Genomic DNA, 24,282 nt, shown 5'->3' with positions numbered 1-24,282 from the left:
ATAGTCTGAGCTAAATGAAGGCCAGTCGCGTATTCAACGAGACTGGCCAAAATGGGGCGCTAGTGAATTAGATCGAGCGAATGCCTCCTTTCAATGCGCCGTCCGCAGAAGTATTGAGTTTTGAGTGTTTTTTGGAATATAGGAAGTAAATTGCGGCTCCAACGAGCAGCCATGCGCCGAATGCAATCCATGTGTGCAGTTTTAGATACGACATCAGCGTAATGCAGGAAATAATTGCGAGTGCTGGTACGAGTGGTACGAGCGGGCACTTGAAGGCGCGTGGCAGATCGGGGCGCTTCTTCCTAAGCACGATTACAGCAAACGAAACTAGGCAGAATGCAGCTAGCGTGCCTATATTCATAAGTTCGGCAAGTACATTCAGTGGGACTACTGCTGCGATAAGACCAAAAATGATGCCGATCGTCCAAGTAGTGAAGAATGGTGTGCCATATTCAGGATGTACTTCGGAGAACTTAGAGGGTACCAGTCCATCGCGAGACATAGCGAAGATAATTCTGGATTGCCCATAGAGCATTACAAGCACGCCCGTTGTCATACCCAAAATAGCACCCAGGTCGACGAAGCCCGCTACCCAGTTCTCACCTGCATACTGGAGGGCGAGCGAGACGGGATGGTCGATGCCGAGGAACTCACGGAATGGAACGATACCTGTCATGATCATGGATACAACTACGTACAATATCGCGCATATTCCCAGTGAACCGATAATCCCGATAGGCAAATCACGCCCAGGTCTTTTGACTTCCTCAGCTGCAGAAGATACTGCGTCAAAACCAATGAACGCAAAGAAGACCAACGCTGCTGCGCTCATGATTCCATTGAACCCAAAAGGCGCGAAGGGCTGCCAGTTCTCGGGCTTTACGTGTCGGGCGCCGACGATAATGAACAAAAGCACTACTGCAATTTTGAGTGCCACCATAATGTTGTTGATTTTAATAGATTCACGTATTCCAATAGAAAGCAGCCAGGTGATTACCATCATGATGATAAACGCAGGCAGATTGAAGAATGTGCTAACGCCCGGTAGCGCCCCAGGTGCTGCAGTCAACGCAGTGGGTAACGATAATCCGAACCCGCTTAGCAGGGATTGAAAGTAACCAGACCAACCAACAGAGACTGCTGCGCTCGCCAGGCCGTATTCGAGCATAAGATCCCAGCCGATCATCCATGCAACGATCTCCCCAAGTGTGAAATAGCTGTACGTATAGACGGAGCCTGCTACTGGAATGCTTGATGCAAACTCTGAATAGCAGAGTGCTGCAAGCCCACATGCTAAAGCAGCGATGATAAATGAAATTGTTAATGCGGGCCCAGCTGTTAGAGCTCCTGTGCCCGTTAACACAAAAATACCTGTTCCTACAATGGCGCCCACACCGATAAAAATCAAATCGACTGGCCCGAGTACTTTTTTCAGAGATGCTTTGGAGTGCTGTAATTTGCTTATTTCTTCTAAGCTTTTTGTTCTAAAAATGCTCACATTTGCCTCCAGTTTTATTATTTGCGGCAGTGCGTGATGACGGGTGTAAGCTGCCGGCGTCCCTGGTCGTAACATGTGCCAAGGTTCGTTCTCATGCTCGTTTAACTAGTGATAGATCATTCTTAAGACTGATGGCGAATTAGGTCGAATCTATCAAAGCCAAGTTTTAGGTCGGCGATAAGATCTTCTGGGTTCTCCAAGCCGACATGAAGTCTAATGAGGTGACCTTCTTCCTCCCAAAGCGTTGTAGTGCGCAGTTTCCGTGGATCTACTGTCATCGCTAGGCTTTCAAAGCCACCCCATGAATAGCCGAGTCCGAAAAGATTCAGATCATCAAGAAGGGCTTTGACTGCTTCAATGGGGGCGGATTTGGTAACAAACGATAAGAGGCCGGTTGCTCCGGTAAAATCTCGGCGCCATAGCGAGTGATTTTTGTGGGATGGCAGACCAGGGTAAATGACGCGAGAAACTTGGTCTTGTTCTTCCAGCCACTTGGCCACACATAGGGCACTGCGTTGATGGCGCTCCAGACGGACGTCCAATGTCCGGAGGCCTCGTAGAGCCAGATTCGCGTCGTCTGGGCTTACATATGTGCCCGATTGGAAATGGTAGGCTTTTAGTTGAGGCCATGCGCGTGATGATGCTGCGATAGTGCCGATAAGAGCATCAGAGTGACCTACGATATACTTGGTGGCGGCCATAATCGAGAGATCAACGCCATGATCGATCGCTTTGAAATACAGCGGTGTCGCCCAAGTGTTATCGAGCAGAACCAGCGCGCCATGGGCGTGTGCGGCCTTGGCGATTGCTGGGATGTCTTGAATCTCGAAGGTATGTGAGCCAGGCGACTCAGTAAACACTGCCTCAGTATTAAATTGGAAAAGTTCAGAAATGCCTGCTCCAATTTGAGGGTCGTAGTAGGTTGTCTGAATGCCCAGCCGTTTTCCTGCGGTATCCAAGAAATGGCGTGTCGGGGCGTAAACGCTGTCAGGTACCAGGATATGTTCGCCTGATCCCACCACGGACAGTATCGCGGTAACGCATGCGGACAGGCCGGAAGGGCACAGAACAGTCCCAGTAGCGCCTTCTAGCGCTGATATAGCTTCACAAAGGGCCTCAGTCGATGGATTGTTCCACCGCCCGTACTGATAGCGCTGGTCGCCATTCTGCATACAGTCGACGTTTGGGAATACGACTGTCGAACCTCGGTAGATAGGAGGGTTGACGAACCCGTAGTGGTCTTCGGGGTGACTACCTGCGTGAGCAATGACCGTCGCGCTTGATGCAGTTAACTTATTGTTATTCAAGGCTTTTCTCTCTGATCGATACATGACTAGATCAGCTAATTATATTTGTTCTATAGAGAAATTTTCTTTCGTATATTTCTTGCTAAGCGGTTTATTGGTGAATATTATTAGGCGTTTCTAGTGCGAATTCTTGTCCCATTAACTCAGATTTTTCTGCCATTGCCCGAGACATGCCGATGATTGAGCTGGATAAGGTGGATCGCATGATCCTTGAGATCGTTCAGTTGAACGGTCGTCTCACCAACGCTGAGATCGCAGCTCGCGTCTCGCTTTCCGCCCCGGCAAGCTGGAAGCGATTGAAGCGACTTGAAGAGGAGGTGATCGAGGGGTATCACGCTTCGCTTAACCGAAAAGCTATTGGTTTGAATGTTTTTGCTTTCATCAGTATTACGTTGGATACACACTCAGAGGAGGCGATGGATAACTTTGAGAAGGGGGTAAATTCCCTGCCGAGTGTGCTTTCTTGTCATAATATATCTGGGAAGTATGACTATTTACTGCAGGTGGTGGTTAAAGATATGGACGATTTCCATCAGCTGGCTATGTACAAGATACGCCGTTTGGGGAATATTAAGGAGATGTATACGGGCTTTTCTCTCAAAGAGATAAAAAGATGTTCGACGCTTCCTTTGTAAGTGCCAATGTGACGCGCAGTGTGTAACTTGTTCCAGTAATTGATGCAGTGCGTGCAGCCCAAAATCTACTGAGTTGCACGTTTCGATGCTTTTCAGTCTCGTGGCTTTAGCGAAGGTGTTTGCTTAGCCGACAATACCAGGGCTATGCCACCTAGTACTGTCAGTGAGCTCAGGCCAAGGCGAGTGGTGAAGGTTTCCCCCAGCAGTAGAACTCCGGCAATGGAGGCAATCACTGGGACTGTTAGCTGCACAGTAGCTGCCCGGAAAGATGAGAGATGTCGAACCGCCGCGTACCAGATAGCGTATCCCGCGCCTGATGCGATGGTGCCTGATGCGATGGCATAAGTAATACCGACAGCGTCTGCATGGAAAGAGGACATGAAGGGCAGTGCGGTAAGCACGATGAGCGGAACAGACATCATGAAGTTGCCACCTGTAGCCGCTAACGGATCAGCTAAGGCTTTTCCTAGGATTGAGTAGACTCCCCATGCCACCCCTGACGCGAGCATCATCACTGCGCTTGCCAGGGGCGGGGCGCTGGATCCCGGAAGAAGTAGTATGACAAGGCCTGCAATCGCCAGCAGTAAGCCTAGCAATGCCAAGGCGCCCATGCGCTCTCCATGGAGAAATCCGTACCCAAGCATGGTTAGCTGCACTGCGCCGAACAGAACAAGCGCGCCGGTACCGGTATCCAGTTTCAAATACGCGTAGGAAAAAGCGAAGGCATAGACATAGAGTGATACAGCGCCTCCCCAAGAGCCTGCGCTCTTTTTTGCTGGTCGCTGAAATTTGAGAATCATCCATAGGATCAGTGCACCACTCACCAAACGTATGACACTGAAGCTAATCGGATCGATGGCGCTGTGCCGCAATGCGACCCGACACAGAACTGAGTTCGCTGCAAACGCTATCATCGCGATGGCCGTCAGGAACACAACGCGATGTACTTGTTTGGTGGTCAAAGCTGGAGATAGAGGGGTATTCAAGAGAATTCTTCCACTGGGTAGGGTGAGATTTCCTAAATGAGCATCCGTTGAACGTGCCTCAGAACTTTCAGGACGATTCAATTTATGTACTCTAGTTCGATTTCCAGAGTTTTCTGCAGCTCGCTGTATGAGCTCGCACCCATGATCAGCTTAGATGGAGTCCCGTCTCTAAATACTGCGATTGACGGAGCACCGTGGATATTCATTGCTTTCGCCACCCTCGGAGACTGTGAGACATCAACGTGTCTAAATGTCGCGAGTTGAGAGTATGCATCAGCGAGTTTTTCGAAAACTGGCTTCATCCCGGTGCAAGGGCCGCACCAAGAGGAAGAAAAGCAAATAACATGAATTCTATTGGGTGTATTGAGTTCTCTATGGAGTCCATCGGTATCTAATTCGTAACTTTCATTCATAGAGATATGTGCCAGTTTTTTTCAAAGTGCAGCGCAAGGTCGCCAGATGCTTCGGCGACCCTTCAGCTGTGATGCTGCCAGATTTATATGATCTCCAGTTTTGGCGATACTTTAATTCCTCTCGCCATATTATGGAAGTTTGGTGAGGTTTTCATGACCTGGGCATGAAGCTCTTCGATTTGATCCTGTGAGGCATCTGCGCAAATTCTTACGTTGTAACGTACTTCGTTGACCCCAGGATTTAGATTTTCATCAAGTCCCAAGAAACCACTCAGGTCGAGATCAGTGTCCGTTTCAATCTCAAGACTTTTAATCTTGATGCCCCTCGCTGCAGCGCCTGTTACGTAGCCTACCGACATACATGCATTCAAGGCAGCAAGTAACAACTCCATTGGGCCAGGTGCTGTATTTTCACCTAATAGCTCAACAGGCTCGTCCGATACGATCTGGAAGTCTCGCTCCATTTGCTGACCGGCGAGACTGCATTGAGTAACATTCGTAACGCTTTTGGTTTGGCCCATCCATTTAGTCTGGACATTGAAGCGGACTTCAGCGTTTGTGTGATCCGCTGCTACGTCGCGAGCGAAGTTTTCTAGGTTAGTAACGTTGATACCATTCACAATGCTGCTCATGCTGACGGCCTACAGAAATTAATATTTATCGTTAACGTGCAGACATGTTGATCAGCTGTCGCATCCGTTAAGGCCGCAGGTCTGCCCTTGGAAGGACTCACCTTCGGTGGCACTCGAATACATTCGCTGTAGCGCCAGTTTGAATGCGTCAACAGTTTGAGCTCCCGAGATGTAGAAACCGTTGTTGAAGACAAACAGAGGAACGCCGTTCGCGACCTCGCGAGCCTCTTTCTCATCCTTAGCGATTAGATTGGGCAGCGTCTGATCATTCCAGGCGTGCTGTACGAAGCTTGCTGAGATACCCACTTCTGCCGCAATTCCCGACAACGAGTTCTCTTCGAAGATGGAGCGTCCATCTGTGGTGCAGGCCTCATAAAGGCGTTCGCTGAGAGCCTTCTTGATATCGTTATCGTCGACCGCTTTGACGAGAGCGTGTGCCTTAGTAGTGTCTCCAAACAGCATCGTGTCAAAGTTGTAAACAAGGCCGACTTCTCTGGCATAAGAAGTGACAGCTTGGATCATCCCGTTTGCAGATTGTTCATTGCCAAACTTTTGCACAAGCACTTGCTTTATCGGTGCGGCTTTTTGGCCAACAGCGAGCCGAAAGGCCTTGTAGTTAACCTGAACCAAGTCTTTGTGTTCAAAATCGGCAAGAGCACTTTCGAACCGGCGCTTCGCAATCCAGCACCAAGGGCAGACGAAGTCCGACCAAACGTCAATCGTGATTAATTTGGATTCTGCGCTCATTTGTATCACCTTAAGATGCTCAGCACTTTCGCTATGAGTGTGCGGGACGAACTCGAAAAAGATGGGCTGCTCGTTAGGGGAGCAGCCTCCTCAGGTCATTCCTTGTCGAAGGCGTCTAGCACGTGAGTGCTATAAACCAAGGCTGCGCCTGCGTTCATGTTGATTGCGACTCCGAGAGCTTCTGAGACCTCCTCAACTGTGACACCAAGCTTCTTGGCTTCGGCGACGTGGAAAGCAATGCAGCCGTCGCAGCGAGTGGTTACTGCCACTGCAAGTGAAATCAGTTCGCGGGTCTTGGCATCGAGGTGGTTGGTTTTCGCGCCGGCCCCGCCCAGCGCCATTACGCCCTTGATGGTTTCCGGTGAAAGCGAGCCGAGCTGCATAACGCGAGCATTAATGTCTTGTCGTGCTTTTTTCCAGTCTTGCATGTGATCCTCGCAGCTACGCCAAGGCGTAGAAATGGAAATGTTGAGTACGGATTCTTGCGTGCAGGCTTAGCCACCATCTAGTAGGTAGAAGTCGCAATGCCCTTTTCAAGCTGCATTCGTCCGGTCAGCAGGCAGGAGCAGCCCATGCGACGCTGAGCCTGAGGTCTGCAAGCGGCTCCACATCTCGATTTCAATGCATTTCAGGTGCATAGCTGCTCCCCTGGGATCAAGCTATTTTTGCTGTCAGCGCTGTCGGTAGGTTAGGCGGCTCCTGTAACGGATGTGAGTGGAGCCGGCATTTCAGGTAAGTGCTTAGGCTGTTGCGGTTGGTCTGGTGGGTAGGTGAGTGGCCAGCGGTAGAGCACTAGGGCTTCACGATTAGGCTTCGGGGCTGGGCTTATAATGAGTGGACGCAATATTAGTAGCCGGTGCGCCAACTTCTCGTATCCCAGCTTCCGCAGGAATTAGCTAGCTCCGATTAGAGCTAGCGCGAAAAACGTCACCAAAATTATCAAGAGTATTATTGATAGAGAGCTATTTCCGGCATTTGCTTTTTCTTGTCGCTTTGCCGACTCACTGTCGCAAAAAGTAGGATATACTCTTCTTTTTTCTCTCGCCTGCTTTAGGATTAAAGTTGAGCAGTACCTCATATAGGTATTCCTTTATGTGATGATTCTATAAAGCTATAAGTATCTGGAACTCCAGGCGGTAATGCATGAGGCAACATACTCTGCGTCTCGGCTGTTTGTAAGTAAATGGTCGGCAGAGTCCAGCGATATGAAGCTCTTCGGGTGTTTAGCTGTCTGGTAAATCTTCTGTGCTTGTTCTATGGATACAACATTGTCGGTAGGTGTGTGAAAAACAAGCAGTGCGCGTCGGAGGTTCGCGATGCTTTTATCCTGCTGCTGACTTTCAATATCTTCGAGGAACTGATTTTTTATAGTGAACTCCCTTCCTCCAAGCGTAACTCTATATTCACCAATGTCTCTGATAGCTTCTACTTGACCCTTGAACTGCTTCATAACATGGGTCGCATCAGCGGGAGCTCCGATTGTCACAACACCTTTTCCCTCAGGGATGTGCTTAGCTGCTGCGATGACTGCAGCGCCCCCCAAGCTGTGGCCAATCAAAAGGGATGGAGCCTGATACGTGTTGCGTAAATAATCCGCCGCAGATACCAAGTCAGCAACGTTTGATGAAAAATTGGTATTGGAGAAGTCTCCGCCGCTGCCGCCCAGACCCGTGAAATCAAATCGTAGTACAGCGATATTATTGTCGACCAGCGCCTTCGCAATACGCGCAGCTGCTTTAATATCTTTACCACAGGTGAAGCAGTGTGCGAACAATGCGTAAGAACTGGGTGACTCAGGGGCTTCAAGTAGACCTGAAAGGCTCGTACCCTCGGTGTTTAGGAACGTGATCTTTTGTTTGCTCATGATGATTTCCATGGGAAGCATTGACTGGCGTTAGGTTTTCACTGTGGCAGCATAGCAATGCAAGCTCAAAATCGTTGGGTCGTATAAGCCTACCACCTAGTAGGTATGCTGGCAATCTTGGCTGTTCTGCATCGTCTTTGGTGCTTAAGCCTTATGCCATGCAGATAGCGGTTAAGACGGGAGTGAACGCAGCGCAGACTTATCGCTTGAGATGGGGCTGGCCGTGAGTACAGCGCCGGTGGTTGACCTTGTTCGAGGGTCGGCAACGCGACTGGTACAGACCCAAGGAGCCCTCGTAGGCCGTAAGTCAGGCGCTCCATTGCTACGCAGGCACCATTGCTAGTGGTTACCATTAACCTATCGCGCCATAAGTCTTAGCATGTGACTTTGCTGCTTTGGCTGAGCGTGGGGATAGGTTTCCGAAGGCCTTAGTCAGGTAGGGGTTACGTTACCCTTGGGTTCCAAGTCATCCTTGCTACACCGGTTGAGAAGGCGCGCACCGTTCCCGGCCATTAGGCAAGGGGTTGGATAAGTAACGCTGTATACCCTGCGCAATGACTGCGCGATCTCCCTGTCTCAAACCATACATACCTATCATGTGGCAAGCTGGGCTAATGTTTCCTAGTCATCGCGCACTTGACGACGATCAGTGGGCAGAGGATACGAAATAACATGAAAGCTACTGGGAGTTGGGTCGATCTATCAATAATGCCTGAGAAGAAAGCCACCGATAAACGCGCCCAATCACGCCTGGTTTTCTCGCCCACTTGAACCTATCGTGCCGCAAGTTTTCTACTGATTCTTGCTTTTACGCGTAATTTCCGAAGGAGGGCGTTGATTGGCCTCCGATAATTTCCTGCCTGCGTTGTCTGTTAGCTATTGCTCGGTTACGGGCTTTCGGCATGGTTTTGCAGCGCTCAATCAAAGGAAGGTTAGCTAAAACCTACGCGCTAAAAAGCTATGAATATTGTATCCGTGCCTGCTGGGAGCTTTGACTTTCCGGGCTTGGGGGTTGATTACGGGATGGGGGAATGGCGGTGGCAGGGGGGGCTGCAGCTTGGTGAGTAAACAGATTTGGGCAATCCCCCCGCTTTTCAGGGGGCAGCGTGAGGAGGCTTTTGCGTTTCTTGGGAGAGGTTATTTTGACCGGAACACGCTAGGGTGATACCAAGCAGATGTCCAGCCAGGACTGTTAGAGAAGCTCTAAATCAAGGGTTGGAGCGGGTAGAGGGAATCGTACCCTCACCGATAGCTTGGGAAGCTATAGTTGTACCATTCAACTACACCCGCTTCTTTCAACCTGATAGCGCAGCTAAGGTAGGGTACCTTTGGGCCTGCCCCGTGACAACGGACGCCAAGAAGCGATACTTACATCGCTATCTTGGAGGTTGTCATGTACCCAACCACTCGCCGCAATTACACCAATGAGTTCAAGATTCAGGCCGTTGCGCTGGCTGAAACGCTTGGCAGGACGGAAGCTGCTCGCCAGCTGGAGATGTCTGTGAAAACGTTGGACAACTGGGTCAACGCTTCCCGCAACGGCCAGCCGTTGAGCTCTCCTGACCGTCGCGCAATCACTAGAGAGGACAGCGAGTTAGCACGATTGCGAGCCGAGAACGCCGAGCTGAAACTGGAGCGTGAAATCCTAAAAAAGGCGGCGGTATTCTTTGCCAAAGAGTCCAGGTGAGATACGCCTTCGTCGCTGAAGAACGGGCTCAGTTCCCGGTGCGTCTGTTGTGCCGGGTAATGGGTGTCTCGGTTTCAGGGTTTTACGACTATCAGCATCGCCAAGGCCGTCCAGATCCGGATGCACAAATTCGCATCGATCTCCACAAGGTTTACGCGGCTAGCCGCAAGACCTATGGCCGACCACGGCTAGTCGAGGCTCTACGGCAGCAGGCCTATGCGGTAGGTCATAAGCGCGTTGACCGGCTGATGCATGAAGAGCACATACAAGGCCGATCCAAGGGCGGTTTCAGGCCGTGCACCACCGACAGTCACCATGCGCTGCCAGTGGCGAGCAATTTATTGGATCGTCAGTTCTCCATTCAAAGCTCCACCCCAGCCTGGGTCAGCGATATCACTTACATCGCTACGAAAGAGGGCTGGCTTTATCTGGCAGTGGGACTGAGCATCCAAACCCGCCAGGTGCTAGGTTACAGCCTGGCGGACAGGATGCCTGACGACTTGGTCGAGCGCGCTTTTATGAACGCCTGGAGCGCATGCCTGGGCGCCTATGGAGTAATTTTCCACTCCGATCAAGGGCGCCAGTACGCGAGGAGCAGGTTCCGTCTCGCTTTGGCCAAGAAGGGCTTCGCGCAAAGCATGAGTCGAAGAGGAAACTGCTGGGATAACGCCGCAGCTGAAAGTTTCTTCGCTACATTGAAGAGAGAGGAAGCCTGCGCGGTCTATCCCACAAAGAAACAGGCTCACCTGGCAATTGCCAGCTACATCCATGGGTTCTACAACAGCTGTCGACTGCATTCAGCACTGGGTTACCGTTCACCGAACGAATACGCAAAAGGCTTAAGGCAGTTGGCTCTGTAGCCAGCTTCTTGGCGTCCGCTGTCACGGGGCAGGCCCACTTGCATGCCCCGTCAACAGCTTGGTGGGCTGGATTCTTTTACTCACCAAGACGTGGTGTCCTATAAGACAGTTGGTTCTGTGAGGTGGTTGCTGGCACGTCTGGACAGACAGAAGTGATTCGTTTCTCCGCTACATTGATTCATGAATCACGTTTAGCTTGCGAGCTTCTCTCTGCACGGTGGCGAAAACAAACGCAGTGGCCATCATCCATTCACTGAGATGGCCTCTCGCAGTTGGCAGGGAATAGTGGCCGTCAGAGCTTGAACTCGATGATTTCGCCAAGCCCTTGCACCATCATCACCACATGTACGGTTGTGTCTTTGTAAGCGCCCAAGGACTCCATCACCTCCTTGATTTGATTCCAGGCGATGTCCTCGGCCTCATTCCGCTTTTGAGTAATGGTCGTTTCGCTCAGGTGAACGACGCCTTTGAAAGCTGTCTCGACAGTTTCGAGCTTGTTCCATTCCTCAATCTCAATGCGGTTCAATTTTTGACGCAAGCGAACGGCTTGGTTCTGATGTTGCCGATCGGTTTCTGTATACGGAGAGACGCTGTAGGTCAGCAAGAAGGAGTGACTAGCCATGAGAGTCCTTTCTGTGGGGTACGGAAGTGCGAACGTCCCAGACTGCCCTCACTAGCTGAGGCCAACAATCAACTCAAAGTAGGAATTGGTTCGAGTTTTTTGGGGTTTTGGTGCCAAGTAATCACTGCTGTGGGCGGGCATGATGTCTGGTCAGAAATCTAGGAGCTAGACATGTGTATCCTGTACATGGCCGAGCCCGGCAGCGCAGCTGAATGGCGTCAGGTTTTTTCACAGCAGGCCCCAGAACTTGATTTTCGTCTGTGGCCAGATGCGGGTAATCCAGATGAGGTTCAGTACATCATCGCATGGGAGCCGATTCCGGATCTCATGCAGCGTTTCCCAAATCTCAAGGCGCTGTACTCAGCCGGCGCCGGTGTCGATCAGTTCGACCTGTCCCAGCTGCCAGAGCATGTCTCGATGGTGCGCCTCATCGAAACGTCGATGGCCGACATCATGGCCGAGTATGTAGTGTTTAGCGTGCTCGCCCTGCATCGTGACATTTTTGATTACCAGATTAGTCAGCGGGAGAGATGCTGGACGCCCTTGCCCATCGTTCCAGCCAGCGAGCGCCGCGTTGGCATCATGGGCGCAGGTAATTTGGGGCTAGTCGCTCTCGACCGTTTGCGACCCTTCGGCTTTCAGTTGAGCGCATGGAATCGCTCCTACAAAGAGGTACCGGATGGGCGGTGTTATGTCGGACGAGAAGAGCTGTATGACTTCTTGGAGCAGTGCGACATTCTGGTCAACCTTCTGCCTTTAACTCCTGAAACTCAGGGGATTCTGAATGCTGCCACGTTGAATCGGTTACCGCAGGGTGCTGGGCTTGTGAATGTCGCTAGAGGTGCGCACGTAGCTGAAGAAGACCTTCTGCAGGCATTGGATGGAGGAAGGCTCGGAGGAGCGGTTCTGGATGTTTTCGATCAGGAGCCACTTTCGCCTGATCATCCGTTCTGGTGCCACCCTCGAGTTTTGGTGACGCCGCACATTGCGAGCAACGTGCAGGTCAAAGGTGCCGTGGCTGTGATTACGGCGAATGTGGAGCGGGAGCAGCGTGGGTTGCCACTGCTCAACGTTGTTGATCGTTCAAAGGGCTATTGATGCTCTTGGGGGAGGGAGGCGTGTGAGGAGCCTCCCTCTCTTCATCTAGTGTCCGCCCAGATACGCCTCGCGCACCTCTTGGTTGCCGAGCAGTTCCTCGCCAGTCCCTGTCATTCTGATTTCGCCGGTCACCATGACATAAGCCCTGTCACTTAGGCGCAGGGCATGGTTAGCGTTTTGCTCCACCAGGAAGATGGTCATGCCTGACTTCGCGAGCTCTCTTAGAGTTGCAAAGATTTGCTTCACTACGATAGGTGCCAGTCCGAGTGAGGGCTCGTCGAGTAGCAGGAGTTTGGGTCGGCTCATGAGTGCTCTGGCAATGGCAAGCATTTGCTGCTCGCCACCCGACATTGTCATTGCTCGTTGATTGCGCCGCTCCCTGAGGCGAGGGAAAAGATTGAACATCTGCTCTCGATCCTCCTCGGCGTGACTCATGCCGACAGGAATGGTACCCATAAGAAGATTTTCTTCGACTGTCATGTCCGGAAAGACGCGCCGTCCCTCGGGCGACTGAGCGATACCGTTAGACGCCACGAAGTGGGTGCTCTTGCGCGTGATGTCCTGCCCTTGATAGAGGATCTGCCCGCTAGTGGCTCGTGGCTGTCCAAATATCGACATTAACAGCGTCGACTTGCCCGCTCCGTTAGCCCCGATCAGGCTTACAGTTTCTCCGGTGTTGATGTGGAGGTTCACCTTTCGCAGAGCCTGGATAGGGCCATAGTGAACGTCGACGTCTTTGAACGCGAGAATGGGTGTGCTCATGCTACTTCCTCTTCTTCTGCACCGAGGTAAGCAGCGATTACCTTCTGGTCATCTTTGATCGCGCTTGGTGCGCCTTGAGCGATGACCAGGCCATGATCCAGCACGATAACGTGATCAGAAATGCTCATGACCATACCCATGTCATGCTCAATCAACAGTACGGTCAGCTGATGATCATCCCGAAGCTTGCGGATGATAGCGCTCAAAGCAATTGTCTCGGCAGGATTGAGGCCGGCAGCGGGTTCGTCGAGGCATATCAGCTCCGGCCCGGTACACATCGCTCGGGCGATCTCCAAGCGTCGCTGCTGGCCATAAGAGAGCTCACCTGCCAGTCTGTTGCAGTGCTCGACCAGGTCGACTACTTCCAACCAGTAGAAGGCCGTATCGAGTAGCTTGCTCTCTGTTTTTCGATAAGCGGGGGTGTTCAGGATGCCAGTCAGCAGGTTGCGTTGAGCCAGCATGTGCTGAGCGACCAGCAGGTTTTCCAGGACAGTCATTTCCTTGAATAGACGGATGTTTTGAAAGGTACGCGCAAGTCCTGCCCGGTTAACCAGATGCGTTCCGCCGAACATCTTGTACCAGAGCCGTGACCCGAACTGTCCAGGCTTGATAAAGTCCTGAGCTTTGAAGGGCTCGGGTTGACCCTTGCAAATATGCAGACCCCAAGCCTGGATGATGCCAAGTTAATGGCAGAGAAGGTGGCGGAGATTGTCTTGGCTGTACGTGAGGAGCACGGACTTGCTCCGGGGCAAGATCGCAAGTTCGTGAAATGGCTTGACGAGCGGAGCATCACCGTTGGCGGCAAAGCCTATTCGTTCCCTTTCAGTACACTGGAGTCCTGGATCAGCCAACACGAGACCATGCTCATGGAGGCCCTGGGTACGGAATACCTCAACCTCTTGGGTAACGAAGTCGAGTCTGGGCCAGCCAGGAGCTCGACATGGCGCGCGTGGCGCCTCGCGTAGCCGAGCTTTTTGAAACGTTGGCTCAGGCTGGAGAGGAAAGCAGGAAAGACTTGTGGGAGCTGGTCGAGAGTTATCTGATGCTTCCGGACGGTACCCTGAGAAGCTGTGCATTCGCTGTGATTGAGCAGCACCAGAAGTTGATGAGCAGCGAGGCATTGTCGTCGTGCCTTGAAACGGTGGCCAAGCTCCTGATCGAGCAACCTGATTCTGAAGTCGAATTTGATCGTGGGCTGAAATGGATCATGCAGAGCGCTAGCAGTCGCTTTGACGAGTTGGATGACGAGGCCCGGGAATCGCTGGTGGCGTTGGCCAAAGACTTGCCTGTCGAGGACTGTGCGGCTGACGCAGTGTCGTTGTACGAGGGGATCATTCAGCGGGATAATATTTCGCTGGCAAGTGTGGCTGAGTCCTGGGCTCAGTCGCTGAGCAAGGATCTTCCTTTGCTGTGCTGCGCAGCGATGTTCAGGTCGTATGATCGACTGCCTGCGGCAGTTAAAGCCTCGATAGCCAACCAACTTGAAAGCGGCTCGTCAGCGTCGCCGCTGTCCGAGCGCTTCAGTCAGGTTTATCCAATAGCTGCATCGAAAATTCCTGGGCGCTGCTGGAAGGAGCCGGAACTGCAGGCGCATTTGAATGCGGCCATGAGCCGCTTGCCTTCTATGCTTGCCAGAGGCGAGGCAGACCTCAAAGCAATTTTGCCGGGCCTCACCCAGGTCTACCACTACGCAGAGCCAAGTACCGTTGGTACCTGTCTGCGGGAAACCTTCCGTACAGGCAACAGCTACCCTGCAATGCTCAATCTTCTCCACCAATTCTTCGCTTTAACTTGGCCGACTGCGGAAAATGCGCCTGGATATGTGCCTCAGACAATCTTCACTGATGCCATCTCTACGATGACCTCATACCCAGCAGAAGCTAAGGCGGGCGTGCTCCGATCGCTGCAATCGCTGATTGATGAGGGGCTCGTCGATCCCGCTCAACAGAACGCCTTGACAGCACTGTCATGCGCTGCATGGCAAACCCATTCTGCTGAAGCTGAGTGGTTCCTGGCAAACAGCATAGCCACATTCACTGGTGCCCAAGTGGCCGCTTTGCCTCATGCCATTCAGTGGGGCAATGACAAGGAAGTGGCTCGCTTGGTAGCTGTGTGGCGCAATCTTGCGGCCAAGCTGAGTGCCGAAGAGCAGGTCGCAGCGACGTCTTTGATACTGAACAAAGCTCAGTCTGGGGATGTGGAGGTCACAGATCAGTGCCTCACGCTATGGTCGACATGTCTCGGCACCAAGGCCTATCCGACACTCAAGCGAGCGATTGGGGATGCCGCTACCGATGACAGGCGGCGTCGTTTGTGGAGACAAATCATCTCTCCAGGCACTAAGCCCGGCGACATGGAGTTGCTCAAGATCGCATTGCCACTCTTGGAAATTCCGGATTCGCCGCAAACAGCAAGCGCCGTGCTTGAGGAACTCAAGGCACTGACTGGGCGTGTCATCAGTCAGAGCGAGCGTCACAATGTCGCCGATGTGTTGCTCAAGCAGCTTCCGCGATGCCCATCCATGTCCACCAAAGGCCAGCTCGCGACTCTGGCACATCAGCTCGGAACTTTGGCGGTTCTGAAGACCGTCGATCCTGCCTCATTAGCAGATGATGATCTCTTGGCGATCACGGAGAAGTTTGGCAAGAGTCGAGAGCTGACCACGTTGCGTAAGCGCGTTGAGAAGCTGAACGCCTGACACCATTAGGTTGCTAACGCATTACCTCAAGGCCCGCCAGCGATGGACAGGGCCTTTTTTTTGCGTGAGATCTTGGACGCATCGCTACACCTTTGACTTGTTGATAGGTGTATCGGTGAGCCTGCGATCATTGCACAAATGAATGCAGTGTCTCAGTCTGCTTGTCCAGAAGGAGGGGGCGTTTCCATAAGTACATTTCGCATTTCGAGGCGAACACGATCGTGCACACGTGCGCTCAATTCATCGAATTGCGGAGGTTCGCCAAGACGCGCCGGAGTCACCACAATTAAGTTAACTTCCAGGTCGATCTCCTGTTACTGACTCCGAGGGGGTTGCTTCGCCATACTCATGAGTTTTAGCCCGAGTCGGATGAGGCGATAGAGAACGGCGGGCTACGGCACGCGCTGGACGAGCTCGTGGACACCCTAGAGCGGGGATCCACCGCTGGTCTTTCCTACTGAATTTTTCTTCCCTTAGGTACCTCACTAACGCATGAGCTAGGGAGGGATTCTCATGGTTGGACAGCAACTGTACGTGATCGACTACGAACTGCACGGCTATCACCGGACATTCATCATTCGCCTGGAAAAAATGGACAACGCCAGCGCCTGGCATTGGGCCAGTTGTGATGCCGGCCTTGGCATCATCCCCCGATTCAGTCAGCAGAAAATCAAGCTGGTTAGCCGCCCTGTAGCCGAGCGATACGGCATTGCCCATGTGCAATGGCGGGTGGCTGGCCAAGGCCCTGAGTTCGTTCCTCAGCCTATTGATGTCGGGAAATTTTCAGGCGCCAGTGAAGGTGCTTAGTGTATAGACCTGATCCATCAGTTTGGAGGTTTAGCCATGCAACCGGAGACCGAGGGCACCGAAGAGAAGGGGCCAAGCGACGTCCCCTTCGTCAATGATCCGGAAAAGCCTACTTCGCCACCCTTGAATGACGCTGACGCCACGGATGCAGCGGAAGCTGAAGAAGATATCCAGGACGATGGCCAGTCAATTTAGCTAGTAGGAGAAGACTATGGATAACTATCACCTAAGCCCGACGTCGGATGGCTGGGAGTTGAAGAAAGCCGGTGCTGACCGGGCATCCAAGCGCGCAGCGACGAAGCAGGAACTGGTCAGCATGCTGCCGGATTTCTTTGACGGCAAAACTGCCTCTGTGAAGATTCACAAAGCAGATGGCACGATTGAAGAGGAGCGCACTTACCCCCGCTCAGCTGACCCACGTCGAACCAAGGGGTGAACACTGTCACAGCTCGTGATCTTGGCATTGATGTCACGAGCGCCGACGGTTTGTTTAGGTGGTTGCTCGCCAGTTTCCTGATGGGAAAGCTGATTCGCTCAAGCGTCGCAGTGCATACTTATCGAGTACTGGTCGACCAACAAGCTGCGGATACACCGGGTAGGCTCGCTCGCTGCTCGCATTCGACACTCGTCCGTTTGCTCGGCCAGGGAGGTTACGCCCGTTACGATCAGTCGACTGCCCGCCGTCTCCATGCGCTAGGCTGCACCCTGGCTTCAAAGTGGGAGGGCCAACTTCAGGACATGCAAGCTGGTTTTCTCAGTAGCGACGATTTCAAGCGCTGGCTGCTGAGCTTCGAAGGCGTGGGCCCTAAGACATTGGAGATATTCATGCGAGAATTTTCTGAACACCATCATTAAGCCCTGTCCGGCGATTGGGCATGGCCCTTGGCCGCCATCGACGTGCAAACAAGGGAGTGAAACACTCAAAAAATTCCGCTACGGACATGGAGTGCTTGATGAAACTCGACGTTGAGGGTTTATCCCTGTCAGGGAAGACGATCTTAGTGGTGGAGGATGATGAAACCCTGAGAACGCTCCTAGTTGATATTCTGGTGGAGTTGGGAGCTGACTACGCTGCATTCGACAATGCCGAAGATGCTTTGATTCACTTGTTGGACACCGGATGTGACTGCGCCCTGATGGTAGTAGATCACGGTGTTCCTGGGACTATAAAGGGTATGGAGCTCATCTCTCTGGCCCATGAGAAATGGCCTGGGTTACCGGCCATCCTGACATCCGGTTACCAATTGGACGCGTCTGAGGTAACCCCGCCCGTGACGTATCTCTTCAAGCCTTGGTCGATAGCTGAACTCTCGATTGCAATAAAGCATGCCCTCGACGGCCAGACCCAATCCCCTGCAAACCCACCGTGAGCGAACGCTCTGTTAGCGCTTGAAATCGTTGACCAATGCTCCATCCGCCAACGTCTAATCTGTTGTTTTCGGGCTCTCACATTGGGAGCTCATGGCCCGATATTCATTTCTCAGCTCGCGGATCTGCTTGTTGTCCAGCGCTTCAAGATTCAGTACGGAACGCTCTGCTGACGTCGTCGCCCTGATGAGCTCATCTAGCTTCACATGGATGATGTCGTTATCACGATTCTGGGTGTTCTGGATGAGGAAAACCATCAAGAAGGTGATGATGGTGGTCGAAGTGTTGATGATTAGCTGCCAGGTGTCATTGTAGTGGAACCAGGGGCCTGAAGCTGCCCACATGGCGATCAGGATTACTGCAACGAGGAATGTTCGGGGCTTACCGGAGTGATCTGCAAGCCGTTGACAGAACTGTGCGAATTTCATGGTGGTCTCCAATGTCGTCCAGATCTCTGACCGCAACGGAGTGGGGAAATCTTTTTTTACATTTAAGGTGCAACGTCCGGTTCAAAGCCTCCCATGATGCGCCGTCTTTTTTCCGTCGGGTAAGCATTCAACACGGCAATTTTGCCCTGCGCTGCGCATACGGCAGGGCTGCTGCTGACGTGTTTATCCTCGTCGGGCTTGCCTATGGCCAAACCCAACAGCGCCGTTAAACCTCCTCTGCTGAACCTCTGATGGTCTAGGCACTCAACCAATCATCTGTTCGCGAGGTTGACCAATGAGAATTCTTGACGACTTCCCTTCCGAATCACAACTGCTAAAGCTAAATGCGCTAGCGAATTGGCATCATCAGCTAGAGAATCATCAGCTGCGCATGGACTCTCCGGATGATTATCACGATGAACTCACCCGGCAGGCTGATGAAATGGATCGCCTAGGGATTATTTCCTGGCAGGAATGGCGGGAGCTACGCATGGAGGCTCATGCAGCTTACCTGAAGGCGGTTGCTGGGGCAGATTATCCGTGCCATCACCGGTTCATTATTAAGGAAAGCAAATAATCCACAGTATGATTCGCTACAATTGCGCTCCTATCCCTCAAATATGATCCGAGGGTTTTCGAGAGAAAAGAGCGCCACAGTATTACATGCCGGTTCGATAACCGCTATTAGCCCGCTCGCCCGTCTCAGAGCCGCTCAATAACTAGGCGAAGTAAGTTCCACAGTGAAAGGGATTGCACTGAAGCTTGATGTTTAACTACCGGCCCTCTGGCGGACTGATTGCTCAAGCCACGATCCTGATGCGCTAGCTTAATTAGTATGCTCCGATTGTTGGAAAGAGGAGTTGACTAATCAGTTTCGTTTGGAAGTTATGGCTAAGATTGATCTAGTTTTCAAATGCGGTGATGGTCGTTGATTCTTGTGCGCCAAATTACACGACCCCATTCGTTATGAAATTTAATCTACAGTAATTGTTCCGCTCGTCTGCTTTTCGGGTTTTTGTCCGCACATTTCCTTCACGTATTAGCTCCCATAATAACGCACGGCAAATAATCGTATTTGCGGCGCTGTATTTGCCGTGGAGGCATAATATGTTCATTCATAACAAACGTTTACAGTATACGGTGCGCGTTGCTCAGCCTAATCCTGGTCTGGCCAATTTACTGCTGGAGCAATTTGGTGGCGCGCAAGGGGAGTTGGCAGCAGCGAGCCGATATTTCACCCAGGCGCTGGCGGAAGACGATGCTGGCCGTAAAGACCTGCTCATGGACATTGCAACGGAGGAACTGAGCCATCTGGAGATCGTGGGCTCGATTATCGTCATGCTCAATAAAGGGGCCAAAGGACGGCTGGCAGAAGGGGGTGAAGAAGAGGGTGAGCTTTACCGTGCCATCAACGGCGCCGGTAATGACTCGCATATCACCAGCATCCTGTATGGCGGCGGTGCACCACTGACCAACTCTGCCGGCGTGCCTTGGAGTGCTGCGTATGTAGACACCATCGGTGAGCCGACTGCAGATTTCCGCTCGAACATCGCCGCTGAAGCGCGCGCCAAAATCGTCTACGAGCGGTTGATGAACGTGACAGATGATCCAGGCGTCAGGGAAGCGCTTGGCTTCTTGATGACACGCGAAATCGCCCATCAGCTCTCATTCGAAAAAGCGCTTCACGCCATCCAGCCCAATTTCCCACAAGGCAAGCTCCCTGGAATGCCTGAGTTCACCAACAAGTACTTCAACATGTCGGGTGAACCTAATGTGCGCGGCCCATGGAACGAAGGCAGCGAGTGGGATTACGTCGAGGATCCCGCCCCAGCGGTAGACGGTGGGGATGGCAGCGCTTCGGTAACCCTCTCCGAAATGGAGTTTGAAGCGGTTGAGGCCATGAAGGTACGCACGACCTCACAGCCGGACAGTAATCCGATTACCGGCGCTGACCTAGGGTCGGGATTGGTGCAGGGGCGCGACAGCGAGTAGTTCCGATGCGTACATCAAAACAGGCCGGTCAGGCCATGAAAGGCAAGGGCGCTGAGTTTGCAATGCGCAGGGCCTTGATGGAGTTTGAAATGGACTCGCGCCTGGCGTGCAGGGCATTGCGAATCCGCATGGCCATGGTGGTCTTCGGCGTAGGGACACTGCTTCCAAACGATCTGCCCGAGCCGCCACGCCTACCAGATACCCACGGAAAGCATTCATAACCGATAGTAGTTATTCTGAGGAAATACTCATGCCTGCACGTAAAAGCGTTGAAGATTTGTTCATTCACGAGCTGTCGGATGTGTATAGCGCCGAGAAGCAGATCACCAAGGCCCTGCCTCGTTTGGCGCGCGCCTCCACCAATCCACTACTTGCTGAAGCCTTCCTTTCTCACCTGGAGGAAACGCAGGGTCAGATCGAGCGAATTGACCAGCTGGTTGAGATTGCAGGCTTGAAGCTCAAGAGAATGAAGTGCGTCGCCATGGAGGGCCTGATTGAGGAGAGTAAGGAACTCCTGGACGAAATTGAAAAGGGTGCTGTATTAGATGCTGCACTCATTGGTGCTGCACAGAAGGTTGAGCATTACGAGATCGCTGCCTATGGCACGCTTATCGCGATGGCTAAACACCTGCGAATGAAGGAGGCGGCTCAGCTGCTGGCGGACACACTGGTGGAAGAAAAATCTGCCGATGAGAAGCTTTCAGCGATTGCCGAAGAAGGGGGGAATCAGGCGGCTACTCTAGAAAAGTAAGTCGCAGGGTGGGAAAGCTCAGCGCATTTTGCTGGGCTTTTTTTCCTAGAAAATAGGCCGTCGGTCTCGAACTCTTTAATTGCTCACCCGGCTTTGCGTATCTGCAGTAGGATGGTTGTATAGAGTAGGAGAGGAATTATGACGCTCGATGATCTGCCTGCAAATGCACCGCCAATACACCCTAGTAGTTCTCGCGATATCGAAATCTTACGCGCTATTTTTGTCGATTCGATAGCCTATGACAAAATTATACATCCAGAGGTAATTGGTCAGACATTCGTTTCGGGCTTGACTGACTGGATTGATAATCGCCCTGGTGCAGCGAGGCGCTTAATAGCAACAATTGTTGAATTGGAGCAATGCGGAGCACTTACTTCGGGAAAGAAAGCGTTCTTCATTCATCAAATTGGTATTTATGAAAATACGCGAGCGATGAATTGAACGCAAAAAAAGGCCCGCTTTAGCGGGCCAAACCTGATGTAGAGAGCTATTTCGATCCTTCATATTTGAGACATTCATCTTCTCTCGTCCATTCATTTTATTTGTCTGATTTCTGATGAAAATATTCGGCGCATGAATAGTAAGCGCGTTTGTGCAGCATGCTTTCATACGACGTAGTTTTTCTGGTTGAGCATCAGCGGAGTGAGAACAGCTCAAGCATCGTTTGGTTGAGCGTCTCAAATGTGCAAGGTTTAGCAATGAACCGCCCATTGGCTGGTAAAAAGCCAGAAGGTAGAACCGTATTGCCGGACACGATTATAATTGGAAAGTCAGGGCTCGTTGACCAGATAGCTTTAGCTAAACCGATACCATCACATTGTCCTGGCATCATAACGTCGGTTATCACTAAATCAAATGAATCATCAACTTGCAGCTTCGGCAAAGCTGCATCAGCGCTGATGCACCCGGTCGCTTCATACCCCAGATGCGTAATGGCTTCCGTCATCAGCCACCTCAGCACATCGTCATCCTCGACGATCAGCACGCGACTCGCCATAGCATCTACTCCTGACTGTTCTCATTAGGTGTGGCTTATAGCGAGTCGTTGCAAAAGACAGACAGAAGGTTCACAACCTGTTGCTATGCCGGCTTACGGCTTGGGCTAATCTGGAGGGATGTCTAACCGGCGAGCATCAAGACTGCTATGCGACTGCACGATTTCATCGAAAACAGCATGGAACGTATTCTCCAGGCATGGGAAGACTTTGCCCGATCGGTAGAGACTAAACAGCCGGATCTCGATGCAACCGGGCTTAGGAATCATGCAGAGAAGATTCTTCGAACGATCGCCGCCGATTTGTGCAAAGAGCAGACCACACGAGAACAAGCGGAAAAGGCTAAGGGCCGGGGCCCCCTAAATACCAGTGAGACTGCTGCCCAGACGCATGCACTGACGCGCTTGGTTGCCGGTTTCTCACTGGATCAAATGGTCTCAGAGTACCGAGCGCTACGCTCCAGCGTCCTATCGCACTGGCTTGCGCAAGAGATGTTTGAAGAAGAGCACCATGTTCGAGACATGATCCGCTTCAACGAAGCGATAGACCAAGCCCTCGTAGAGTCAATCGCAGCCTACGGATCCGCCCTGGAATCAACCCGTAAGATGCTACTCGCTGTGCTGAGCCATGATCTGCGCTCCCCTTTGGGTGCGGTGCTTATGGCGGGCGGCTTGATCCTCCGCCAAGAAGGCTTAGATGAGAAAGGGAGGGTGCTGGCAGCCCAAATCTGTACGAGCGCCCAACGTGCCAACAACATGGTGAACGATCTGCTTGATCTTGCTCGCTGCAACATCGGCACCGGCATTCCAGGACAGTTAGAACCAGCTGAGCTGAATGCGATCTGTCACTCGGTTATCAATGAACTGCGCACTGCCTTCCCCGAGGCCAGGATTGTTTTGAGTGAACAGGCGGTCATCACAGGGCTATTCGACCCGGCACGGATGGCCCAAGTCTTCTCGAATTTGATTAGAAACGCTATCTGCCATGGTGATCCAGCCCTCCCGATCCATGTGAAGGTCTTTGACCATGAAGGTGATCCGTGCGTTAGTGTCCATAATTGGGGAGAGGTCATTCCCACTGAGGCCATGCCACATCTCTTCAAGCCGGAGGGTCGTTATTCGAGCTACGCTGCGGGTGATAGGGGCGTGTCAGCGGGCCTGGGCCTAGGGTTATTCATCGCAGCGGAGATAGTGGCCAGCCATGGGGGCAAAATCCAGGTCAGCTCATCTGGCGAGGATGGAACCGTATTCGAGGTAATCATGCTTCATGCATCATCGACCCCCTGAGTTCCCGTCGTATAGGCTACCCATCTCTTTGGATATGCTGTTCTTCCTCCAGCCCCTCAAATTCATGAGGAACAGCGCTACTTGCAGCACAATCAGTGCCCAAGCTTCAGCCTGCCAGCCCCACACTGACCACAGCAGGTTGCTGGCGATGAAGCAGCAGAAACCTACCATGCGTCGTCTAGGACGGTGCGAACCGATACACCAGGCTGCCAATACCGTGACCGCCATGGCAGGCCACTCCAGCAATTCAATCCAGTTCTCCATCAGCCCCTGTTCCAATCGTCAATTCATGACGCAATTGCCAGATCGTTGATCCGGCAACGCGGGTTTGAATCAAGCGGCACGCTGCTCGCTCTTCAGCACTTTTTTGTGGATCTCCATGGCTTGTCCCAGCGCCTCCAATTGGTCTTTACCGAGAAGCTTCTTCGCGGTTGGGAAGAGCTCACCTTCCTCTTCCTCGATGTGATGCTCAAGCAGCTCCTTCATCACCTTCACTCGACCGGCGAATTCGAGCGTTCCTGTTTTGGTATTAAGCAGGTCAGGGAGCACCAGTGAGTCCACTGTGCGGTGTTCTTCTTTGGCCTCGTAATACATCTTGGCCTCCTCTTTACCACCGGCTTCCTTGATCGCTGGATAGAGAATGTTCTCTTCCAACGCGGTGTGGATTTGCAGCTCCTGTTCGATGCGTTGCAGCAATTCAGCGCGTTTTTTAACGGCACGTTCAGTGGTCGATGAGAGTTCTTCCAGCAGTTTCTTGACCACTTTATGGTCTTGAATCAGCAGATCGATAGCATTCATGGAGGCACCTCGTCATGGGTGGATAAATACTGACTTCCTAGGAGTTGA

The 24,282-nt window shown here is 52.2% G+C and carries 30 protein-coding genes, 1 tRNA gene and 1 pseudogene; 16 read left to right on the top strand and 16 right to left on the bottom strand.

All coding sequences use genetic code 11. The features are described from left to right. Positions 1-67: 67 nt before the first annotated feature. Together GIB19_RS19045 and metC are read right to left on the bottom strand one after the other, a co-directional pair. Complete coding sequence (locus GIB19_RS19045) at positions 68-1,498, bottom strand: amino acid permease (protein WP_274887637.1); 1,431 nt, start codon at positions 1,496-1,498, stop codon at positions 68-70. A gap of 122 nt (positions 1,499-1,620) precedes the next feature. Continuing rightward, positions 1,621-2,829: a cystathionine beta-lyase gene (gene metC, locus GIB19_RS19040; protein ID WP_099429027.1), complete on the bottom strand. Its 1,209-nt coding sequence runs from the start codon at positions 2,827-2,829 to the stop codon at positions 1,621-1,623. A gap of 152 nt (positions 2,830-2,981) precedes the next feature. Between metC and GIB19_RS19035 the strand changes: the two genes are divergently transcribed. Continuing rightward, on the top strand, positions 2,982-3,440 hold the full coding sequence (locus GIB19_RS19035) for an Lrp/AsnC family transcriptional regulator (protein ID WP_274887636.1): 459 nt from the start codon (positions 2,982-2,984) through the stop codon (positions 3,438-3,440). Positions 3,441-3,532: 92 nt separating this feature from the next. Here GIB19_RS19035 and GIB19_RS19030 read toward each other — a convergent pair whose 3' ends face one another. The 7 genes from GIB19_RS19030 to GIB19_RS19005 all read right to left on the bottom strand — a co-directional run bounded on the left by GIB19_RS19030 (position 3,533) and on the right by GIB19_RS19005 (position 9,372). Beyond that, the gene (locus tag GIB19_RS19030; RefSeq protein WP_264309585.1) at positions 3,533-4,426 is read right to left on the bottom strand and encodes a DMT family transporter; all 894 of its coding nucleotides are present in this window, start codon (positions 4,424-4,426) and stop codon (positions 3,533-3,535) included. A 77-nt stretch (positions 4,427-4,503) separates the two neighbouring features. Then, positions 4,504-4,839, bottom strand: a complete 336-nt coding sequence (locus GIB19_RS28480; RefSeq protein ID WP_446731395.1) for a thioredoxin family protein — start codon at positions 4,837-4,839, stop codon at positions 4,504-4,506. 83 nt (positions 4,840-4,922) lie between these two features. Next, entirely contained in the window at positions 4,923-5,471 is a 549-nt protein-coding gene (locus GIB19_RS19025; RefSeq protein WP_274887635.1) for an OsmC family protein, read from the bottom strand. A 51-nt stretch (positions 5,472-5,522) separates the two neighbouring features. Then, positions 5,523-6,218, bottom strand: a complete 696-nt coding sequence (locus GIB19_RS19020) for a DsbA family oxidoreductase (protein WP_274887633.1) — start codon at positions 6,216-6,218, stop codon at positions 5,523-5,525. Positions 6,219-6,313: 95 nt separating this feature from the next. Next, a complete protein-coding gene (locus GIB19_RS19015; protein ID WP_014860742.1) occupies positions 6,314-6,646 on the bottom strand; it encodes a carboxymuconolactone decarboxylase family protein in 333 nt (110 codons plus the stop codon). Between the two features lie 683 nt (positions 6,647-7,329). Continuing rightward, positions 7,330-8,082, bottom strand: a complete 753-nt coding sequence (locus GIB19_RS19010; RefSeq protein ID WP_274887630.1) for an alpha/beta hydrolase family protein — start codon at positions 8,080-8,082, stop codon at positions 7,330-7,332. A gap of 1,216 nt (positions 8,083-9,298) precedes the next feature. Continuing rightward, positions 9,299-9,372, bottom strand: a tRNA-Gly gene (locus GIB19_RS19005). Between the two features lie 103 nt (positions 9,373-9,475). On the opposite strand from GIB19_RS19005, the gene GIB19_RS19000 reads away from it, so the two are divergent. Then, complete coding sequence (locus GIB19_RS19000; protein WP_134697511.1) at positions 9,476-9,769, top strand: transposase; 294 nt, start codon at positions 9,476-9,478, stop codon at positions 9,767-9,769. Then, positions 9,766-10,629, top strand: a complete 864-nt coding sequence (locus tag GIB19_RS18995) for an IS3 family transposase (RefSeq protein ID WP_274887625.1) — start codon at positions 9,766-9,768, stop codon at positions 10,627-10,629. Before GIB19_RS19000 ends, GIB19_RS18995 begins: the two co-directional genes overlap by 4 nt. Before the next feature lie 292 nt (positions 10,630-10,921). Here the strand turns inward: GIB19_RS18995 and GIB19_RS18990 are convergent, their stop codons facing one another. After that, positions 10,922-11,251, bottom strand: coding sequence for a hypothetical protein (locus tag GIB19_RS18990; protein ID WP_063427190.1), 330 nt, complete (start codon positions 11,249-11,251; stop codon positions 10,922-10,924). Positions 11,252-11,422: 171 nt separating this feature from the next. Here GIB19_RS18990 and GIB19_RS18985 point away from each other — a divergent pair, with 171 nt between their 5' ends. Beyond that, a complete protein-coding gene (locus GIB19_RS18985; protein ID WP_274887623.1) occupies positions 11,423-12,349 on the top strand; it encodes a 2-hydroxyacid dehydrogenase in 927 nt (308 codons plus the stop codon). A 45-nt stretch (positions 12,350-12,394) separates the two neighbouring features. On the opposite strand, the gene GIB19_RS18980 is transcribed toward GIB19_RS18985, so the two are convergent. Both GIB19_RS18980 and GIB19_RS18975 read right to left on the bottom strand, forming a co-directional pair. After that, entirely contained in the window at positions 12,395-13,111 is a 717-nt protein-coding gene (locus tag GIB19_RS18980; protein ID WP_063427187.1) for an ABC transporter ATP-binding protein, read from the bottom strand. Beyond that, positions 13,108-13,746: pseudogene (locus GIB19_RS18975) on the bottom strand (ATP-binding cassette domain-containing protein); the annotation flags it as partial. The pseudogene GIB19_RS18975 and the gene GIB19_RS18980, both read right to left, overlap by 4 nt. Before the next feature lie 305 nt (positions 13,747-14,051). On the opposite strand from GIB19_RS18975, the gene GIB19_RS18970 reads away from it, so the two are divergent. The 6 genes from GIB19_RS18970 (at position 14,052) to GIB19_RS18945 (ending at position 17,986) form a co-directional block, all read left to right on the top strand. Continuing rightward, positions 14,052-15,809, top strand: coding sequence for a hypothetical protein (locus GIB19_RS18970; RefSeq protein WP_274887616.1), 1,758 nt, complete (start codon positions 14,052-14,054; stop codon positions 15,807-15,809). 513 nt (positions 15,810-16,322) lie between these two features. Continuing rightward, positions 16,323-16,616, top strand: a complete 294-nt coding sequence (locus GIB19_RS18965) for a DUF6555 family protein (RefSeq protein WP_274887615.1) — start codon at positions 16,323-16,325, stop codon at positions 16,614-16,616. A gap of 36 nt (positions 16,617-16,652) precedes the next feature. Further along, positions 16,653-16,811, top strand: coding sequence for a hypothetical protein (locus tag GIB19_RS18960; RefSeq protein WP_274887613.1), 159 nt, complete (start codon positions 16,653-16,655; stop codon positions 16,809-16,811). Positions 16,812-16,827: 16 nt separating this feature from the next. Next, positions 16,828-17,052 (top strand): DUF2188 domain-containing protein, encoded by a 225-nt coding sequence (locus GIB19_RS18955; RefSeq protein ID WP_274887612.1) that lies wholly within the window; start codon positions 16,828-16,830, stop codon positions 17,050-17,052. After that, complete coding sequence (locus GIB19_RS28475; RefSeq protein WP_274887609.1) at positions 17,049-17,471, top strand: DNA methylase; 423 nt, start codon at positions 17,049-17,051, stop codon at positions 17,469-17,471. The genes GIB19_RS18955 and GIB19_RS28475 overlap by 4 nt, the downstream gene beginning before the upstream one ends. A 98-nt stretch (positions 17,472-17,569) precedes the next feature. After that, a complete protein-coding gene (locus tag GIB19_RS18945) occupies positions 17,570-17,986 on the top strand; it encodes a response regulator (protein ID WP_274887607.1) in 417 nt (138 codons plus the stop codon). Positions 17,987-18,040: 54 nt separating this feature from the next. Here the strand turns inward: GIB19_RS18945 and GIB19_RS18940 are convergent, their stop codons facing one another. After that, positions 18,041-18,412 carry a low affinity iron permease family protein gene (locus GIB19_RS18940; RefSeq protein WP_274887606.1) on the bottom strand — a complete coding sequence of 124 codons (372 nt, stop codon included), beginning with the start codon at positions 18,410-18,412 and terminating at the stop codon, positions 18,041-18,043. A gap of 295 nt (positions 18,413-18,707) precedes the next feature. Here GIB19_RS18940 and GIB19_RS18935 point away from each other — a divergent pair, with 295 nt between their 5' ends. From GIB19_RS18935 to GIB19_RS18915, 5 genes are all read left to right on the top strand, one after another. Beyond that, complete coding sequence (locus tag GIB19_RS18935; RefSeq protein ID WP_274887604.1) at positions 18,708-18,989, top strand: hypothetical protein; 282 nt, start codon at positions 18,708-18,710, stop codon at positions 18,987-18,989. A gap of 530 nt (positions 18,990-19,519) precedes the next feature. Then, positions 19,520-20,404 carry a manganese catalase family protein gene (locus GIB19_RS18930; RefSeq protein ID WP_274887601.1) on the top strand — a complete coding sequence of 295 codons (885 nt, stop codon included), beginning with the start codon at positions 19,520-19,522 and terminating at the stop codon, positions 20,402-20,404. Between the two features lie 5 nt (positions 20,405-20,409). Continuing rightward, positions 20,410-20,625: a hypothetical protein gene (locus tag GIB19_RS18925; RefSeq protein ID WP_274887599.1), complete on the top strand. Its 216-nt coding sequence runs from the start codon at positions 20,410-20,412 to the stop codon at positions 20,623-20,625. 29 nt (positions 20,626-20,654) lie between these two features. Then, positions 20,655-21,155 (top strand): YciE/YciF ferroxidase family protein, encoded by a 501-nt coding sequence (locus GIB19_RS18920; RefSeq protein ID WP_274887597.1) that lies wholly within the window; start codon positions 20,655-20,657, stop codon positions 21,153-21,155. Positions 21,156-21,293: 138 nt separating this feature from the next. Continuing rightward, on the top strand, positions 21,294-21,596 hold the full coding sequence (locus GIB19_RS18915) for a hypothetical protein (protein WP_274887595.1): 303 nt from the start codon (positions 21,294-21,296) through the stop codon (positions 21,594-21,596). A gap of 193 nt (positions 21,597-21,789) precedes the next feature. On the opposite strand, the gene GIB19_RS18910 is transcribed toward GIB19_RS18915, so the two are convergent. Next, on the bottom strand, positions 21,790-22,152 hold the full coding sequence (locus GIB19_RS18910; protein ID WP_274887593.1) for a response regulator: 363 nt from the start codon (positions 22,150-22,152) through the stop codon (positions 21,790-21,792). Between the two features lie 147 nt (positions 22,153-22,299). Between GIB19_RS18910 and GIB19_RS18905 the strand changes: the two genes are divergently transcribed. Next, positions 22,300-23,436 carry a sensor histidine kinase gene (locus GIB19_RS18905; RefSeq protein ID WP_274887591.1) on the top strand — a complete coding sequence of 379 codons (1,137 nt, stop codon included), beginning with the start codon at positions 22,300-22,302 and terminating at the stop codon, positions 23,434-23,436. Here the strand turns inward: GIB19_RS18905 and GIB19_RS18900 are convergent. Both GIB19_RS18900 and GIB19_RS18895 read right to left on the bottom strand, forming a co-directional pair. Next, positions 23,422-23,700 (bottom strand): hypothetical protein, encoded by a 279-nt coding sequence (locus tag GIB19_RS18900; protein WP_259674116.1) that lies wholly within the window; start codon positions 23,698-23,700, stop codon positions 23,422-23,424. The genes GIB19_RS18905 and GIB19_RS18900 overlap by 15 nt on opposite strands. 69 nt (positions 23,701-23,769) lie before the next feature. Then, complete coding sequence (locus tag GIB19_RS18895; RefSeq protein ID WP_274887589.1) at positions 23,770-24,234, bottom strand: hemerythrin domain-containing protein; 465 nt, start codon at positions 24,232-24,234, stop codon at positions 23,770-23,772. Positions 24,235-24,282: the final 48 nt, after the last annotated feature.

This window comes from Pseudomonas sp. ITEM 17296 (assembly GCF_028895205.1).
Taxonomy (GTDB): domain Bacteria; phylum Pseudomonadota; class Gammaproteobacteria; order Pseudomonadales; family Pseudomonadaceae; genus Aquipseudomonas; species Aquipseudomonas kermanshahensis.
The sequence above is the reverse complement of the archived record's forward strand: the minus strand, read 5'-3'. Positions and strand labels throughout refer to the sequence as shown.

Bases quoted from the DNA above. Each gene is read 5' to 3' on its own strand.
- metC (WP_099429027.1), bottom strand. From the start codon at position 2,829: ATGTATCGATCAGAGAGAAAAGCCTTGAATAACAATAAGTTAACTGCA.
- GIB19_RS19035 (WP_274887636.1), top strand. From the start codon at position 2,982: ATGATTGAGCTGGATAAGGTGGATCGCATGATCCTTGAGATCGTTCAG.
- GIB19_RS28480 (WP_446731395.1), bottom strand. From the start codon at position 4,839: ATGAATGAAAGTTACGAATTAGATACCGATGGACTCCATAGAGAACTC.
- GIB19_RS19025 (WP_274887635.1), bottom strand. From the start codon at position 5,471: ATGAGCAGCATTGTGAATGGTATCAACGTTACTAACCTAGAAAACTTC.
- GIB19_RS19020 (WP_274887633.1), bottom strand. From the start codon at position 6,218: ATGAGCGCAGAATCCAAATTAATCACGATTGACGTTTGGTCGGACTTC.
- GIB19_RS19015 (WP_014860742.1), bottom strand. From the start codon at position 6,646: ATGCAAGACTGGAAAAAAGCACGACAAGACATTAATGCTCGCGTTATG.
- GIB19_RS19010 (WP_274887630.1), bottom strand. From the start codon at position 8,082: ATGAGCAAACAAAAGATCACGTTCCTAAACACCGAGGGTACGAGCCTT.
- GIB19_RS19000 (WP_134697511.1), top strand. From the start codon at position 9,476: ATGTACCCAACCACTCGCCGCAATTACACCAATGAGTTCAAGATTCAG.
- GIB19_RS18990 (WP_063427190.1), bottom strand. From the start codon at position 11,251: ATGGCTAGTCACTCCTTCTTGCTGACCTACAGCGTCTCTCCGTATACA.
- GIB19_RS18985 (WP_274887623.1), top strand. From the start codon at position 11,423: ATGTGTATCCTGTACATGGCCGAGCCCGGCAGCGCAGCTGAATGGCGT.
- GIB19_RS18980 (WP_063427187.1), bottom strand. From the start codon at position 13,111: ATGAGCACACCCATTCTCGCGTTCAAAGACGTCGACGTTCACTATGGC.
- GIB19_RS18970 (WP_274887616.1), top strand. From the start codon at position 14,052: ATGGCGCGCGTGGCGCCTCGCGTAGCCGAGCTTTTTGAAACGTTGGCT.
- GIB19_RS18965 (WP_274887615.1), top strand. From the start codon at position 16,323: ATGGTTGGACAGCAACTGTACGTGATCGACTACGAACTGCACGGCTAT.
- GIB19_RS18960 (WP_274887613.1), top strand. From the start codon at position 16,653: ATGCAACCGGAGACCGAGGGCACCGAAGAGAAGGGGCCAAGCGACGTC.
- GIB19_RS18955 (WP_274887612.1), top strand. From the start codon at position 16,828: ATGGATAACTATCACCTAAGCCCGACGTCGGATGGCTGGGAGTTGAAG.
- GIB19_RS18945 (WP_274887607.1), top strand. From the start codon at position 17,570: ATGAAACTCGACGTTGAGGGTTTATCCCTGTCAGGGAAGACGATCTTA.
- GIB19_RS18940 (WP_274887606.1), bottom strand. From the start codon at position 18,412: ATGAAATTCGCACAGTTCTGTCAACGGCTTGCAGATCACTCCGGTAAG.
- GIB19_RS18935 (WP_274887604.1), top strand. From the start codon at position 18,708: ATGAGAATTCTTGACGACTTCCCTTCCGAATCACAACTGCTAAAGCTA.
- GIB19_RS18930 (WP_274887601.1), top strand. From the start codon at position 19,520: ATGTTCATTCATAACAAACGTTTACAGTATACGGTGCGCGTTGCTCAG.
- GIB19_RS18925 (WP_274887599.1), top strand. From the start codon at position 20,410: ATGCGTACATCAAAACAGGCCGGTCAGGCCATGAAAGGCAAGGGCGCT.
- GIB19_RS18920 (WP_274887597.1), top strand. From the start codon at position 20,655: ATGCCTGCACGTAAAAGCGTTGAAGATTTGTTCATTCACGAGCTGTCG.
- GIB19_RS18915 (WP_274887595.1), top strand. From the start codon at position 21,294: ATGACGCTCGATGATCTGCCTGCAAATGCACCGCCAATACACCCTAGT.
- GIB19_RS18910 (WP_274887593.1), bottom strand. From the start codon at position 22,152: ATGGCGAGTCGCGTGCTGATCGTCGAGGATGACGATGTGCTGAGGTGG.
- GIB19_RS18905 (WP_274887591.1), top strand. From the start codon at position 22,300: ATGCGACTGCACGATTTCATCGAAAACAGCATGGAACGTATTCTCCAG.
- GIB19_RS18900 (WP_259674116.1), bottom strand. From the start codon at position 23,700: ATGGAGAACTGGATTGAATTGCTGGAGTGGCCTGCCATGGCGGTCACG.
- GIB19_RS18895 (WP_274887589.1), bottom strand. From the start codon at position 24,234: ATGAATGCTATCGATCTGCTGATTCAAGACCATAAAGTGGTCAAGAAA.